The organism is Aeromonas sp. 1HA1 (assembly GCF_029237385.1).
Lineage (GTDB): Bacteria > Pseudomonadota > Gammaproteobacteria > Enterobacterales > Aeromonadaceae > Aeromonas > Aeromonas popoffii.
Genome location: NZ_JAACGC010000001.1, coordinates 83,473 through 98,036, shown reverse-complemented (window position 1 = coordinate 98,036; position 14,564 = coordinate 83,473). Strand labels below are relative to the sequence as shown.

The 14,564-nt window shown below is 57.7% G+C and carries 14 protein-coding genes; all 14 read left to right on the top strand.

Going from position 1 to position 14,564, the window contains the following annotated elements; all coding sequences use genetic code 11:
• The first annotated feature begins 9 nt into the window (after positions 1–9).
• The 14 genes from mshE (at position 10) to GWQ22_RS00415 (ending at position 14,382) form a co-directional block, all read left to right on the top strand.
• Positions 10–1,719 (top strand): MSHA fimbrial ATPase MshE, encoded by a 1,710-nt coding sequence (mshE, locus tag GWQ22_RS00480; RefSeq protein WP_275929165.1) that lies wholly within the window; start codon positions 10–12, stop codon positions 1,717–1,719.
• A 68-nt stretch (positions 1,720–1,787) separates the two neighbouring features.
• Positions 1,788–3,008 (top strand): MSHA fimbrial biogenesis protein MshG, encoded by a 1,221-nt coding sequence (mshG, locus tag GWQ22_RS00475; RefSeq protein WP_275929164.1) that lies wholly within the window; start codon positions 1,788–1,790, stop codon positions 3,006–3,008.
• 227 nt (positions 3,009–3,235) lie between these two features.
• Complete coding sequence (locus GWQ22_RS00470; RefSeq protein ID WP_275929163.1) at positions 3,236–3,697, top strand: hypothetical protein; 462 nt, start codon at positions 3,236–3,238, stop codon at positions 3,695–3,697.
• Positions 3,698–3,774: 77 nt separating this feature from the next.
• Positions 3,775–4,446, top strand: a complete 672-nt coding sequence (locus GWQ22_RS00465; RefSeq protein ID WP_275929162.1) for a type II secretion system protein — start codon at positions 3,775–3,777, stop codon at positions 4,444–4,446.
• A gap of 14 nt (positions 4,447–4,460) precedes the next feature.
• Positions 4,461–4,895 carry a prepilin-type N-terminal cleavage/methylation domain-containing protein gene (locus GWQ22_RS00460; protein WP_275929161.1) on the top strand — a complete coding sequence of 145 codons (435 nt, stop codon included), beginning with the start codon at positions 4,461–4,463 and terminating at the stop codon, positions 4,893–4,895.
• Positions 4,896–4,957: 62 nt separating this feature from the next.
• Positions 4,958–5,446, top strand: a complete 489-nt coding sequence (locus GWQ22_RS00455) for a prepilin-type N-terminal cleavage/methylation domain-containing protein (protein ID WP_275929160.1) — start codon at positions 4,958–4,960, stop codon at positions 5,444–5,446.
• Positions 5,433–6,092, top strand: coding sequence for a type II secretion system protein (locus GWQ22_RS00450; protein ID WP_275929159.1), 660 nt, complete (start codon positions 5,433–5,435; stop codon positions 6,090–6,092). The genes GWQ22_RS00455 and GWQ22_RS00450 overlap by 14 nt, the downstream gene beginning before the upstream one ends.
• Positions 6,092–6,892, top strand: a complete 801-nt coding sequence (locus GWQ22_RS00445; RefSeq protein WP_275929158.1) for a type II secretion system protein — start codon at positions 6,092–6,094, stop codon at positions 6,890–6,892. The genes GWQ22_RS00450 and GWQ22_RS00445 overlap by 1 nt, the downstream gene beginning before the upstream one ends.
• 37 nt (positions 6,893–6,929) lie before the next feature.
• A complete protein-coding gene (locus GWQ22_RS00440) occupies positions 6,930–7,367 on the top strand; it encodes an MSHA biogenesis protein MshP (RefSeq protein ID WP_275929157.1) in 438 nt (145 codons plus the stop codon).
• The gene (locus GWQ22_RS00435; protein ID WP_275929156.1) at positions 7,367–11,062 is read left to right on the top strand and encodes a DUF6701 domain-containing protein; all 3,696 of its coding nucleotides are present in this window, start codon (positions 7,367–7,369) and stop codon (positions 11,060–11,062) included. Before GWQ22_RS00440 ends, GWQ22_RS00435 begins: the two co-directional genes overlap by 1 nt.
• A 204-nt stretch (positions 11,063–11,266) precedes the next feature.
• On the top strand, positions 11,267–12,307 hold the full coding sequence (locus GWQ22_RS00430; protein WP_005340051.1) for a rod shape-determining protein: 1,041 nt from the start codon (positions 11,267–11,269) through the stop codon (positions 12,305–12,307).
• A 42-nt stretch (positions 12,308–12,349) separates the two neighbouring features.
• Positions 12,350–13,258: a rod shape-determining protein MreC gene (gene mreC, locus GWQ22_RS00425; protein ID WP_275929155.1), complete on the top strand. Its 909-nt coding sequence runs from the start codon at positions 12,350–12,352 to the stop codon at positions 13,256–13,258.
• Positions 13,258–13,743 (top strand): rod shape-determining protein MreD, encoded by a 486-nt coding sequence (mreD, locus tag GWQ22_RS00420; RefSeq protein ID WP_042037959.1) that lies wholly within the window; start codon positions 13,258–13,260, stop codon positions 13,741–13,743. Before mreC ends, mreD begins: the two co-directional genes overlap by 1 nt.
• A gap of 51 nt (positions 13,744–13,794) precedes the next feature.
• Positions 13,795–14,382, top strand: coding sequence for a Maf family protein (locus GWQ22_RS00415; RefSeq protein ID WP_042037957.1), 588 nt, complete (start codon positions 13,795–13,797; stop codon positions 14,380–14,382).
• Positions 14,383–14,564 lie beyond the last annotated feature (182 nt).

Genomic DNA, 14,564 nt, shown 5'->3' with positions numbered 1-14,564 from the left:
GGAGTTTGCATGGCACAACCCAGACTGAAAATGCGCCTCGGCGACCTGCTGGTGCAAGAGCAGATCATCTCGGATGATCAGTTGCAGCTCGCCCTGCAGCAGCAGCGTCAGACCGGCCGCAAGCTGGGCACCACACTGATCGATCTCGGCTTCATCAGCGAGGTACAGCTGCTGCAGTTTCTTGCCCGCCAGCTGGATGTGCCCTTCTTCGATCTCAACAACCTCACCATCGACGTCTCGGCGGTACCGTTGTTGCCCGAGGTACAGGCGCGCCGCTATCGCGCACTGGCGGTCAACCTCACCGACAACCGGGTGACGGTGGCCATGTCGGATCCGGCGGACTTGAGTGCCCTCGATGCCATCGCAGCGTTGCTGCGCCCGCGGGAGATGGTGCTGTCAGTGGCGCGGGAAGGCCAGTTGCTGGAGTATTTCGACCGCCTCTATCGCCGTACCCGCGAAATAGAGAGCTTCGCCGAACAGCTGCAGGAGGAGTATCAGGATACTGGCTTCGAGCTGGGTTCTAGCAACATCGGGTCCGGTGACGAGGGGGAGGCGACGGTGGCCAAGCTGCTGCGTTCCCTGTTCGAGGACGCGGTGCAGGTAGGGGCCTCCGATATACACATAGAGCCGGATGAGAAGGTGCTGCGCATTCGCCAGCGGATCGACGGCATCTTGCACGAGAATATCCTGAACGAGGTGCGCATCGCCCAGGCGCTGGTGCTGCGTCTGAAACTGGTGGCAGGGCTCGACATATCCGAGAAGCGGCTGCCCCAGGATGGCCGCTTCAACATGAAGGTGCGCGGCCGGGACGTGGATGTGCGTATGTCCACCATGCCGGTGCAGTACGGTGAGTCAGTGGTGATGCGGTTGCTGGATCAATCCTCCGGCATACTGTCGCTGAGCGAGACCGGCATGCCGCCGGAGATCTTGGCCCGTTTTCGCCGTCAGCTCAAACGACCCCACGGCATGATACTGGTGACGGGCCCGACCGGGAGCGGCAAGACCACCACCCTCTACGGCGCCCTCTCCGAGCTCAATCAGGCCAGCCACAAGATCATCACGGTGGAAGACCCGGTAGAATACCGGTTGCTCAGAGTCAACCAGGTGCAGGTGAACCCCAAGATAGGCCTCACCTTCTCCCATGTGCTGCGTTCTACCCTGCGTCAGGATCCGGACATACTGCTGGTGGGCGAGATGCGGGACAACGAGACGGTGGAAATAGGCCTGCGTGGCGCCATCACAGGCCACCTGGTGCTCACCACACTGCACACCAACGATGCGGTCACCAGTGCCCTGCGTCTCATCGACATGGGCGCGCCTGGCTATCTGGTGGCGAGCGCGCTGCGAGCCGTGGTGGCCCAGCGGCTGGTGCGACGGGTGTGCGAGCACTGCGTCGAGGAGCGGGCGCCGGACGAGGGGCAGGCCACCTGGCTGACCGTGCTCTCCGGCGAAGCGCCCGGTCAGCATGCCTATCACAAGGGGCGTGGCTGCCAGAGCTGCAACTTCACTGGTTACTCTGGCCGGATCGGGGTCTATGAGCTGCTGGAACTGGATCAACCCATGATGGATGCCCTGCGCCGCAACGATGCCGAGGGCTTCGCCAAGGCGGCGCGTCAGCATGAACACTTCCGGCCACTGGCCCTGACGGCGCTGGATTATGCCCGCCAGGGGATCACCTCGGTGGATGAAGTGCTGCGGTTGGCCGAGGATCTGGGGTAAGCCATGACTCACTTCAACGCCAACGCACAGGCTGGTTGCCATGACACTCTCGGTCAGGGGCGCACCTCATGAGTACCTTTGCCTACAAGGGGCGCGACAGCCAGGGCAATGCTGTCAACGGCGTGGTGGACGCAGCTAACGAGATGGCTGCGGCCGAGCAGCTGATGCGCCGCGGTGTGATGCCGACCGAACTCAAGCCGGGCAAGGCGAAATCGGCTGCCATCGACTGGTCGCTGTTGCTGGAAGGGGGCGTCAAGCTGGACGAGCTGGTGGTATTCAGCCGCCAGATGTATGCCCTGACCCGGGCGGGGATCCCCATACTGCGCGCCATCGCCGGGCTGGAGGAGAGTGCCCACAGCAAGACGCTCAAGCGAGCGCTGCACGCGCTGGGGGAAGATCTCGGCAATGGCCGGCCGCTCTCCAGCTCGATGCAGGCTCACCCCAAGGTATTCAGCAGTCTGTTTGTCGCCATCGTTCACGTGGGCGAGAACACGGGTCAGCTGGAAGAGGCCTTTTTGCAGCTTGCCAACTATTTCGATCTGGAGCTGGAGACCCGCAAGCGGATCAAGACCGCCATGCGTTATCCCAGTTTCGTGATGATCGCCATCGGCATCGCCATGGTGATCCTCAATATCATGGTGATCCCCGTCTTCGCCGGCATGTTTGCCAAGTTCGGCGTCGAGTTGCCGCTGACGACCCGGATCCTGCTCGCCACCTCCCACTTCTTTGTCCACTACTGGTGGCTGCTGCTTGGCATACTGCTCGCCATGGTGTTGGGCTGGCGGCGCTGGGTTGCAACGGTCAAGGGCAAGCTGATCTGGCACAGATGGCAACTCAGGCTGCCCATCGTCGGCACCATCATTGAGCGCTCCCTGCTGGCCCGCTTCGCCCGCAGCTTTTCCATGATGCTCAAGGCCGGGGTGCCGCTCAATACGGCGCTGACCCTGGTGGCCGATGCGGTGGATAACGCCTACATGGCGGGCCAGATCCGTGACATGCGAGCCGGTATTGAACGGGGTGAGAGCCTGCTGCGCACCGCTGGCAGCAGCGGCTTGTTTACCCCCCTGGTGATGCAGATGATCGCGGTGGGGGAAGAGACCGGTCAGGTTGACGACCTGCTGCATGAGGCGGCCGAGTATTACGAGCGGGAGGTGGACTATGACCTCAAGAGTCTGACCGCCCGTATCGAGCCCATCCTGATAGGCATAGTGGCCGTCATGGTGCTGGTGCTGGCACTGGGTATCTTCACGCCCATGTGGGACATGATGCGGGCCGTGCGCGGTAGCTAACGACCTTTACGCCTCCTGGTGGGGGCATGATGCGGGCCGTGCGCGGTAGCTAACGACCTTTACTCGTCCTGGTGGGGGCATGATGCGGGCTGTGCGCGGTAGCTGACGACCTTTACGCCTCCTGGTGGGGCATGATGCGGGCTGTGCGAGGCAAGTCATGATCGTTACTCCTTCTGGTGGGGATATGGTGCGTTGTGGTTGGTCAACAGGGTGTGAGAGAGGTGCGAGTGAGCAGACAGTCACAACAGGATGATCGCTGGCTGGGGGGATATAGGAGAATGGCCGCCCTGATCTTGCTGCTGATCATAGTGGCGACCCTGGCCCAGAGCTATCGCACCCACAGAGCGGAGGCGCTGGCACTCAGCCTGGTCCTGCTGGGAGAACAGTTTGCCGGGCGGACACAAAGGTTGCACGGACTCTGGCTGGATCAGCGCCGTCCCGCGAGCCTGTTCGCCGATGGTCTGGTCTGGCAGTTTGATGACAGTGGTTGGCCTATCGGGGCCGGCCCTCTGCTGACGCCCTCGGAAAATTGCCGCCAGCTGTGGTTGTCGATCATAGGCACACAGAGCCAGGATTTGCCGCCGCTGCAAGCGCTGGCGAGCCGCGATGGCGGGGGATGCGAGTTCGGTTGGGAAGATAATTGGCTGATATATCAATTTTCTGATGGCAGAGTGCTGAAAAAGCCTTGAATGAGGCCTATTGTGTGGCCCAGTTAAATGATTTTTTTATATCTGCATGAAATAATGCGGGTTATTACGGAGGGAGCATGGCAACAAATCGAATGGCATCAACACATCCCGGGTTGGTAATAACGTCTCGGGCGGCGGGTTTTTCGTTGATCGAGCTGGTGATCGTCATCGTTATCCTGGGGATCCTGGCGGTGACCGCCTTGCCTCGCTTCCTCGATGTGACCGACGAGGCCAAGAAGGCCAGTGTGGAAGGGGTCTCCGGCGGCTTTGCCACCGGTGTGTCGCAGGTGCGGGCCCAGTGGGAAGCGGAGGGACGAGCCAAGCAGGACAGCCTCAATACGGTGCTGTATGACGGTTCGCGTTTCTATCTGACCACGCCGACCGAGACCCAGGTCAGCAATGGCGAGCTGTCGCCCGGTTATCCCATGGATACCTCGGCGGGTGGCGGTATCGATGTGGACCCGGCTAACCTGACGGCCCAGCGCTGTCTCAAGATTTGGGAGGGATTGTTGCAGAACCCGCCCAAGGCTACTGCCAGCTTTGACGAGGTGCGCGGTAGCGGCAATGACCTGAAATACTATGTCAGTGTGACCAATAACGGCCTGGACTCCGTCTGTCGCTACTATCTGGTCAATAGTTTGAGTAAGGGCAGTGATGGCAAGTATCAGGATCCGCAAGGCAGTACTGATGCATTTATGAGTTTCAGTTACCGTCCGGCGTCCGGTCAGGTGACCACCAATATCAATTGACAGAGGAAAGTAAAATGAAAAAACAGGCGGGTTTTACCCTGATCGAGTTGGTCATAGTGATCATTATTCTGGGCATTCTGGCAGTGACAGCCGCGCCCAAGTTCCTGAATTTGCAGGATGATGCTAATAAATCAGCCGCTTTGGGGGTCGCTGCCGCAGTGAAGAGTGGTGCTCAGCTAGTGTATAGCCGCTCAGTGTTGAATGGGACAGAGAAGCTTCCTTCTAGTTCTGTTTCTGCTGGCACAGGCACAGTGACTACCAAATTCGGCTATCCGACTGCGAATAAAGCCGGTATCGGTGCGTCGGTGAATGTGGATGGTGGTTGGGGTGTTGATGAGACTGGTGTTTTCAAATCTAGCCAGGCGAATAGCTGTGAAGTTACTTACACTGCAGCCAGTGTCGCAGGAGCTACATTTGAGGTAGCAGTGAGCGGTACTAACTGCAAGTAATTATTTTTACAGTGAAAGCGAGGCTTCGGCCTCGCTTTCTCTTTCCCCTGATGAGAAAACACATGCCTGCAACCAAGGGCTTTACCCTGATTGAACTGGTACTGGTGATCCTGTTACTCGGGATTCTGGCCGCCTTTGCCGTGCCTAAATGGCTGGGCAAAGGCGGCTTTGAAACTCAAACCGTGCGTGATGAGCTGCTGACCCGGCTGCGGTTGGTGCAAACCATCAATATGCATGAACCGGCCAATCGTTGTACCTCACTGCTTGTTGAAGCGGGCCAGTTTGGCCACAGCACAGAGTCCCCCTGTGACAATCCTGCGGCCATATCGAGTTGGAACCCCAATCAGCTCACCCGTGGTCGTCCAGTGACTCTTTCTGCTGGGATCACCCTCTCTTGGAACAAGGACAAGGTTCCTTTTGTGATCCGCTTTGATCAGATGGGCCGCCCGCTTGACAAGTGTGCTGGTGGCTGCGAGCTGCAAGTAACCGATGGCCGTGAGACCAGCCGCATCAAGATTGAATCCGAGGGGTATATCCATGAGATCCCTTAAGCGCGGTTTTACCCTGATAGAGCTGATCGTCGGTATTGTGCTGCTGGCGGTGGCATTGACCGGCATTCTCGGGCTCTTGATCAATCAGGCACCGCAGGCGGTGGACCCGGTGCAGCAGGTACGCGCCGCCCAGTTGGCCCAGCGCCTCTCCGGAGAGATACTGCAAAAGTCGTTTGATGAGCAGTCGGATCATAATGGTGGCCGTTATCGTTGCGGTGAAACCTTCAATAGCCAGTTTTACGGGGACTGTAGTTGCCCTGTTGGTGTGGCCTGTACCCAGCGGCCTCCTGCTCCGGCCATCACCGGCTGGCAACCTAGCGTCTATGGCCCTGATGGCGGTGAACGGGCCCCCTACACCTTTAATGATGTGGATGATTATCAGACCAGTGCCATTTGTGCCAAGGGCTGGGTCGAGGTTAGCTGTTTCAACGGTGACTGGATTGATGCGGCATTTTTTACTCAAACCGATTCCAAGGTTGCAAGCGATGAGTATCGCAACTATCAGGTCAGAATCGCGGTCACTCCGGATAACCTGTTTGGAAGCCCGGGCCTTAAGGTGGAGTCTATCGGCAAGCGTATTGATCTGCAGGTCAAACTACCGGATGGGAGCGTGCTCGATTTCTCCTTCTATCGGGGTAACTACTGATGAGAGGGGCAATGCGCGGTTTCACCCTGGTCGAGTTGGTGATGGTGATTCTGCTACTCGGGATAATGGCGACCTTTAGCAGCCAGTTTATCGGCATCGGCACCCAGATCTATGGGGATGCCAGCAGCCGCGAGCAGTTGATGAGCGATGCCCGCTTCGCCATGGAGCGGCTTAACCGCGAACTGCACGATGCGGTGCCGGGCTCGGAGCGTATTGAAGATCAGGATGGTAACTGGTTGGACCAAGGCCCCTGTCTGCGGTTCTGGCCGATCAGTAACTCCGGACGCTATCTTGCCCTCAATCGCCCGGCGTCGGGTAGTTCGTCCTCACTTGAGCTGGTTATGGTGGCACCGCCTGTTGCGGTTGAGCCGAGCAACGACTGGTTGGTGGTGTTTCCCCAGCCCATATCCAGCGGTACGCAGACGATACGGGACCGCTGTGATTACGGCCGCTGTGTGGCGCAGGTAACGGCGGTTGGGCCGGTGATCTCTGGCGCCCAAGCCATCGGGTATAGCGGTGCGCAGCTGGATGGGCTGTCGCCCGGCAGCAGAGTCTACTTTGCCAACCAGCAGGTACGTTACTGTGTGGAAGGGAGCACGCTCACCCGTTCCATTGCCCCCATTGGTGCATCTTTACCTGCACAGGGCGTGCTGATGGCCGATTCTCTTCGAACGGGAGTGTTCTATCGGGAAACGTCGGCCTTTAACGCTGAAGGGGAGTTTGGCGTGCGCTTCGTGTTCGAGCGCAGAGGTGAGTCAGTCACCTTTAACCACAAGATAGGGGTGTTCAATGTCCCTTGATGCGCGCTCTGTAGGGCGGATGAGGGGCAGCGCCCTGATGATCGCCCTGTTTGTGATTGTGGTGATGGCGCTACTGGCGGCCGCTATGGGTCGTTTTTTGGTCGATAGCAGCGAGAAAAATACGGTGGAGGTGCGCAGCGTGCGCGCCCTGCTGGCTGCCCAGAGCGGGCTGGAAGTGGCGTTGTACCGGCTGTTCCCGAATCGTCCTCAGGTTTTGCCTGCTGTGTGCGATCCAAATGTGAGCGCACTGCCACTGCCGCTTCCAACCAGTCCTGGGTTGGCTGGCTGTCAGGTGGTCGTTCAGTGTACTCAGATACCCGTGACCTACAACGGTGGCCAAGCCAATGGTTATCGTCTCGAGAGTGTCGGAACCTGTGGTGGCTCTGACCCCAACAGTGGCAATAACAGTGCCAATCCAGATTTTGCCGTGAGTAGAACCTTGATGGTGGAAGCTTATGATGGAGGAACGCCTTGATGCGCAATATATGGTTAATCGCCGCTATCTGGCTATTTAGTAGCGCAGCATGCGCGTTTCAGACCATTGATACATCAGTTGTTTTTCCTGCCGTGACCCAGGGGCACAGGGGCGGTAACAACAGCTCATGCAATGCACTCGGTAATCCCGGTTTAATCCAGAATAATCAGGCCAAAATTTCGGGAACGGTTGGTGCTGCTCTGGCGTTTTGTTCTTCTAATAGAGGGGCTGGATTACCGACAGATGGGTGTGACAACAGTGATGGCTCCCGGCGTCAGTGCACAGTCTCGGGCGCTACGATTTTTGGGCTCTCTGTCACTGGAGGCAATGCGTTTCTGACAAGTACCGGGAGCAGTGGCGGTGTGTCGTCCTGTAATCCGGGACAGACTATCAATTTGGGCAGTGCAAGCCAGTATCAGTTTTCGAGCATCTCTCTTTATAACAGTTGTACTGCGACATTCTCTTCGGCACGAACTGATTACCGCATTCAAAAGCTGGAACTAGGGATCGGGGCCAAAGTGGTGTTGCCAACCGGTGAGTACTGGGTCGACCAACTTAAGCTGAGCCAAGGGGCTGAGATTGAGATCCAAGGGGATGTAAAGCTCTTTGTCAATCAAGTCATCGAGATGAATGGCGCGGTATTAAATCGTTCCAATTTGGGATCATTAATACTATTTGGTTATCAGGATATCGTTCTTAACAGCGATACCCTGATCAATGGTTATGTCTATTCTGACAAGTCGTTGACCATGAATAATTCCGCCGTTATCAATGGCCGTACTACCAGCCACTCCTTGACGATGGCGAGTAGCAGTGCTATCAACGATCAGTCTTTTATCCCTGCGCTGACCTGTTTTAGCGATAACTTCTCATCCAGCACACTGAGCAGTGATTGGGTGGTGAAGACCAGTAGTGGATCTTTTACCCCATCAATTGTCAGTGGTCGTTTGCGTCTGACCCAAGCTGCGAGCAATCAAGCTACGTCGACAACCTATCTGCGTCTTTTTCCTGCAGCCAATAATCTGGTGACAATATCTTTCAATCATTATGCCCATAGTGGTTCCGGAGCTGATGGTATGGCGGTGGTATTTTCTGATGCCAGTGTGACGCCGCAACCGGGTGCTTTTGGCGGGCCATTGGGTTACGGATTCAAACCAGGTATATCCGGTTTCGCTGGTGGCTGGCTGGGGATCGGCTTTGATGAATATGGCAACTTCTCCGGAGAAGGCGGAAATTACAACGTGGGCCGGCGTAAGCAAGCTGTAGTCATTCGAGGTTCAGGTTCAGGTACCAGTGGCTACAACTACCTTAAAGGCACCTGTAACGATGGCAAGACGAATACAGGAGGCAACTGCCTGAGGCCTGCGGTAGATGGCAATCGCAACGCTAATCACAAATACCAGCTCACGATCGATTCACGCATCAGCGGTCAGTCGATGGTGAAAGTGGAGCGGGATACCGGCAGGGGCTATGCCACTCTGATCGACTGGTTCAATGCCCAGAGTCAGAGTGGTCAGGCTCAGGTTCCGGGTGATTTCTTGCTCTCCCTTACCGGCTCAACGGGCGGCTCCACCAACGTGCACGAGCTCGATAACGTGCAGATCTGTGCCCTGAAATCCAATCCGGTCGGGGTGCAGATCGATCACTTCCAGCTCGATCACTCCGGTCAGGCACTGACGTGTAATCCCGAGACAGTGACGGTCAAGGCGTGCGCCAATGTGGCTTGCACCACCCTGATCACAGACCTTGTGACCGCGACCCTGAGTCTTACGCCTACTTCTGCCAGCAATGGTTGGATTAACGGTAATACGGTGACCTTCAAGGGCGGTTCCACTACCATTCAGCTGCGCAACAACACGACCACGGCGGTCACTATCGGGGTGTCCGGCTCGACTCCGACGACCAAACCATTCAGTTCCACCCTATGCAAGGCTGGTGCCGGGACTCCCAGTGCGGCAGCCTGTACCCTGAATTTTGCCGATAGTGGCTTTATCTTCGATGTGTTGGATACCTATTCCAACCAGCCTCAGGATGTGACGATCAGTGCGGTTAAAAAAGACGACATTACCAAACAATGTGTGCCCGGATTCACCGGGGTGAGGTCGGTCGGTTTTTGGGGAACGTACAACAATCCAAATACCAATAGCTTTGGTAGCAAGATTTCCATCGATGGCAATGCCATTGCTACTTATGCCGCCAGTGTTCCTTTGCCAACGCCAACCACCCTCAACCTGACTTTCGATAATCAGGGTAAGGCGACCTTGCAAAAAGTGACCTACCCAGATGCGGGTCAGATGCAGCTTTCAGCCAGTCATAATGGCAGTGGTGAGACGGCGGGTCTGGTGATGACGGGGTCCGACAAGTTTGTGGCACGTCCTGTCGGCTTGTGTATAACCCCTCCACAAGGGGTCTGTGCGGCAGGTAATAGCAGCTGTCCAGTGTTCAAAAAAGCGGGAGAGACATTCCAGATAGACCTCAAGGCGATGGCCTGGGAATCTGCCAATGATAGCGATATCTGCGTCGGGAATCAGACCACGCCCAACTTTGCCCTGACCAATATTGCCCTGGGCAGTACGCTGGTAGCGCCAAACCCGGGCACCAATGCCGCACTGGGCACCAGCCGCTATAACCATGTTGCCGCGAGCAGCAGCCTCAATAGCGTTAGCCAGACGGTGAGCGAGGTGGGCGTCTTCAGAATGACGGCGACCCCGCCTGCCAACGGTTACTTCACTTACACCATTCCCTCTGCGCAGAGCCAGCCGGTGGGGCGTTTTATCCCGGCCGACTTCAATCTGGTCAGTGGCGACATAGTGCCGGCCTGCAATGCGTTCTCTTATATGGGGCAGCCCTTTGGCGTCACGCTGGATGTGCTGGCTCGGAACACGACTGGTGGTCAGACCCAGAACTATACGGGGCTCTTTGCCAAGGGGGATGCCTATCTCTCGGTTGCCAACAACAAGGATGGTAACTCCCTGTCGAGCCGCTTGCGCAGCTTGTCGACGCTGCCTTGGGTCAATGGGCGGGCGCAGTTTGCCGGTAATAGTGAGTTTGTGCGTCTCGCCGACACTCAACAGGACGGCCCATACAAATCTTTGCTGTTTGGTCTGTATATGAAAGACAACGATGGCGACAAAACATTGATTGCCAGCCCCAACTTCAACGATGCCGTGGTCGGCAATTGCAGCGGCAGTGGCTGCAATGCTCGTCTGATCGACAGTGTGCCCATGCAAGTCTATTTCGGCCGCCTGCTGGCAGGTACGGGAGCGGGCCTGGCCTCTGCGCCGTTAGCCGTGCCGTTGCAGATGCAATATTACGAAGCGGGCAACTGGCAGTTGAACAAGCTGGATCAATGTACGGAGCTCTCTTTGGCCAATCAGGGGTTCACTTTCCTCAATCCGAGTCAGACGTTTGATGCGACCAGTCGCGATTTGAATCTGGGCGCCAGTCGCAAGATCAGGTTGGGGCTGGGGGATCCGCCCCCGGGAGTGATGTTGGCTAGAGCCAAAGATGGCGAGATCATGTTCCAGTTTGCCAAGCCGGAGATCTCGGTACGCATCCCCTACAAGGTTGATTTGTCAAAACAGCCATCACAGCCGCGCTGGTTGTCAGATCCAATTACCCTGCAAGGGGAGGCCATTTTCGGCTCCAGCCGGGGTAATGACAGAATTATTTATCGGCGCGAAGTAATGCCGTAATGGAGGCGGGGCGGCGGATCTTCGTGATCTTCCCCCCTATCTTCTTGTTTATTAGCGTTTGTCTGCCTGTGCGAGTGAGTGATGACTCGCATTTTTGTCGCGCCTGATGGGTTGGCGACAGTTTGAGCGCTTGCCCATTGGGGTGGGCATTGGTAAAGTTAGCCGGTTTTCTGCACCTCCAAATTCTTAGGATTTCCCGTAGCCATGTTCAAAAAGCTCAGAGGCGTCTTTTCCAACGATCTGTCGATCGACTTGGGAACTGCCAACACCCTGATCTACGTAAAAGATCAAGGGATCGTCCTTAACGAACCCTCAGTTGTCGCCATTCGCCAAGAGCGCGGGAACGCCAAATCGGTCGCTGCCGTCGGTCATGCCGCCAAGCAGATGCTGGGTCGTACCCCTGGCAACATCTCCGCCATCCGTCCGATGAAAGACGGCGTCATTGCCGACTTCTACGTGACCGAGAAGATGCTGCAGCACTTCATCAAGCAGGTTCACGACAACAATTATTTCCGCCCCAGCCCCCGTGTGCTGGTGTGTGTGCCGTGTGGCTCTACCCAGGTAGAGCGCCGTGCCATCAAGGAATCCGCACTGGGCGCCGGTGCCCGCGAGGTCTATCTGATCGACGAGCCTATGGCTGCTGCCATCGGTGCCGGCCTGCCGGTGTCCGAAGCGACCGGTTCCATGGTGGTCGATATCGGTGGTGGTACCACTGAAGTGGCCATCATCTCTCTAAACGGTGTGGTCTACTCCCAGTCCGTCCGTATCGGTGGCGACAAGTTTGACGAGGCGATCATCAGCTACGTCCGTCGCAACTACGGCAGCCTGATCGGTGAAGCGACTGCCGAGCGCATCAAGCACGAGATCGGCTCCGCCTATCCGGGCGAAGAGGTGCGCGAGATTGAAGTCCGTGGTCGCAACCTGGCTGAAGGTGTACCGCGCAGCTTCACTCTCAACTCCAACGAAATCCTGGAAGCGCTGCAAGAGCCGCTGTCCGGTATCGTGGCTGCCGTCATGGTGGCGCTGGAGCAATCTCCGCCGGAACTGGCTTCCGACATCTCCGAGCGCGGCATGGTGCTGACCGGTGGTGGCGCACTGCTGAAAGATATCGACCGTCTGCTGATGGAAGAGACCGGCATTCCTGTCGTCGTGGCCGAAGATCCCCTCACCTGTGTGGCCCGTGGCGGCGGCAAGGCGCTGGAGCTGATCGATATGCACGGTGGCGATCTGTTCCACTACGAATAAGACCCAAAGCCGGCCAGCGCGCCGGCTCTTTTTTGACGACCCATGAAACCCATTTTTGGTAGAGGCCCTTCGCTTCAGTTACGGTTGTTTCTCGCCGTCATCATCTCCATTGCTGCCATCGTAGCGGACTCTCGCTTCGGTGTGTTTACCCATGTCCGCGTCTACCTCAGTTCGCTCGTCAGCCCGCTGCAATACATGGCCAATGCGCCAGGTATCATGCTCGATACCATGTCTACCCAGGTGCAGACCCGGGCCGGTCTCATCGAACAAACCAAGCAGCAGGAACAACAGCTGTTCACCCTGCGTTCGCGCCTGCTCAAGATGGATCATCTGGAGCACGAGAACCAGCGTCTGCGTGAGCTGCTTGGTTCCCCGGTACACAAGGAGTCCCGCAAGATGGTGGCCGAGCTGCTGTCGGTGGATTCCGACCCCTTCAGCCATCAGGTGCTGATCAACAAGGGGGCGCTGGATGGTGTCTACAATGGTCAGCCGGTGATCAACGATCAGGGGGTGATAGGTCAGGTGCTGCACGTGGGCTCCACTACCAGCCGCGTCCTGCTCATTACCGACTCCAGTCACGGCATCCCGGTACGGGTGCTGCGCAACGACCTGCGTGCCATTGCCTCCGGTAGTGGCGAGCTGGACAAGCTGGAGCTGCGTAACTTGCCACGCAACACGGACGTGCAAGTGGGCGACCTGCTGGTCACCTCCGGCCTTGGCGGCCGCTTCCCGGAAGGTTATCCGGTGGCGACCGTGACCCGCTCCGACTATGTGGAGGGCAAGCCCTTCGCCCAGGTCGAGGCCAAGCCGCTGGTGGAATTGGACAGATTGCGCTACCTGCTGCTGCTGTGGACCGACAAGAATCCGGACGTGCATGATGATGAAGAGGCGCCGCCGGCCCCGGCTGCTGCATCGGTCGCGCTGAGCTCGACTGCGGGAGCGACGCACTGATGTTGCAACCCGCCAGCGGCAGGATCTGGATCTGGATCTCGATTCTGCTGGCTCTGTGCCTGTCGATCCTGCCGCTTCCCTTTCAATTTGAACCCTTCCGTCCGGATTGGCTCGCCATGGTGCTCATCTACTGGGCGCTGGCGCTGCCGCATCGGACCAACGTCGGCTCTGCCTGGGTGGCGGGCCTGCTGCTGGATGTGCTGCTGGGCAGCACCCTCGGCGTGCGGGCCATGGCCATGGCCATCACCACCTATCTGGCGGCCTTCCAGTTTCAGAAGATCCGCAACTTCTCCCTCTGGCAACAGGCGCTGATCATTGGCTGCCTCTCGCTGGTGGGCAAGGTGACCATCTTCTGGGCCGAACACCTGTTCAGCCGTGCCAGCCTCAATCTTGCCTACTTTTGGTCGACCCTGAGCACGATGCTAATATGGCCCTGGGTGTTTCTGGTCTTGCGCAAGGTGCGTCGTCGCTTCAATATCAAGTGAATATGTGCAAAAACAATGCATTGTAACCTTACCTCCTCTCATTAAGTGAATATGAACAAGCACAACGAACTGCAACTCTATCTCGCCTCGGGCTCGCCCCGCCGCCATGAACTGCTTGCCCAGCTGGGGTACCGCTTCGAGGTGCTAAAACTGGATGTGCCGGAGCGGCGGGAAGAGGGTGAAAAGGCACAGGATTACGTCTGCCGCCTCGCCCGTGACAAAGCGATGGCCGGCGTGGCCGCCGCCCCTGCGGCTCTGCCGGTGCTGGGCGCCGACACCATAGTCGTGCTGGGTGACAGGGTGCTCGAGAAGCCGTCCGACCTGCTCGATGCCAAAGACATGCTGGAGGCGCTCTCCGGCAAGGTGCATCAGGTGATGACGGCGGTGGCGCTGGCTACCCCGGAGCGCTGCGATGTGCGCTTGGTCACCACCAATGTGGCATTTCGCAAGCTGGATGAGGCCGAGATCGAGGCCTACTGGCGCACGGGTGAGCCCTGTGACAAGGCCGGTGCCTATGCGATTCAAGGGATTGCGGGCAAGTTTGTCAGCCGCATCGAGGGGAGCTACAGCGCCGTGGTCGGCCTGCCCCTGCTGGAAACGGATCTGCTGATCAAGCATCATCTGGAACAGTCTCGGTAATCTATCCGCCAGCCGTGTTCTGCAAGGCCCGTTCAGCGGGCAGGCACAGGGTCGGAACATGGCGGTCAGAATTTGAAGCCATCACAGGCAAGGCAGGGGTCGGTGAAACTCGCCGGCTGTTTCTTACTGCGTTACTCACCGGGCACGTGCCGGTTTGGCTGCCAGAATTTAAAACTAGAAAG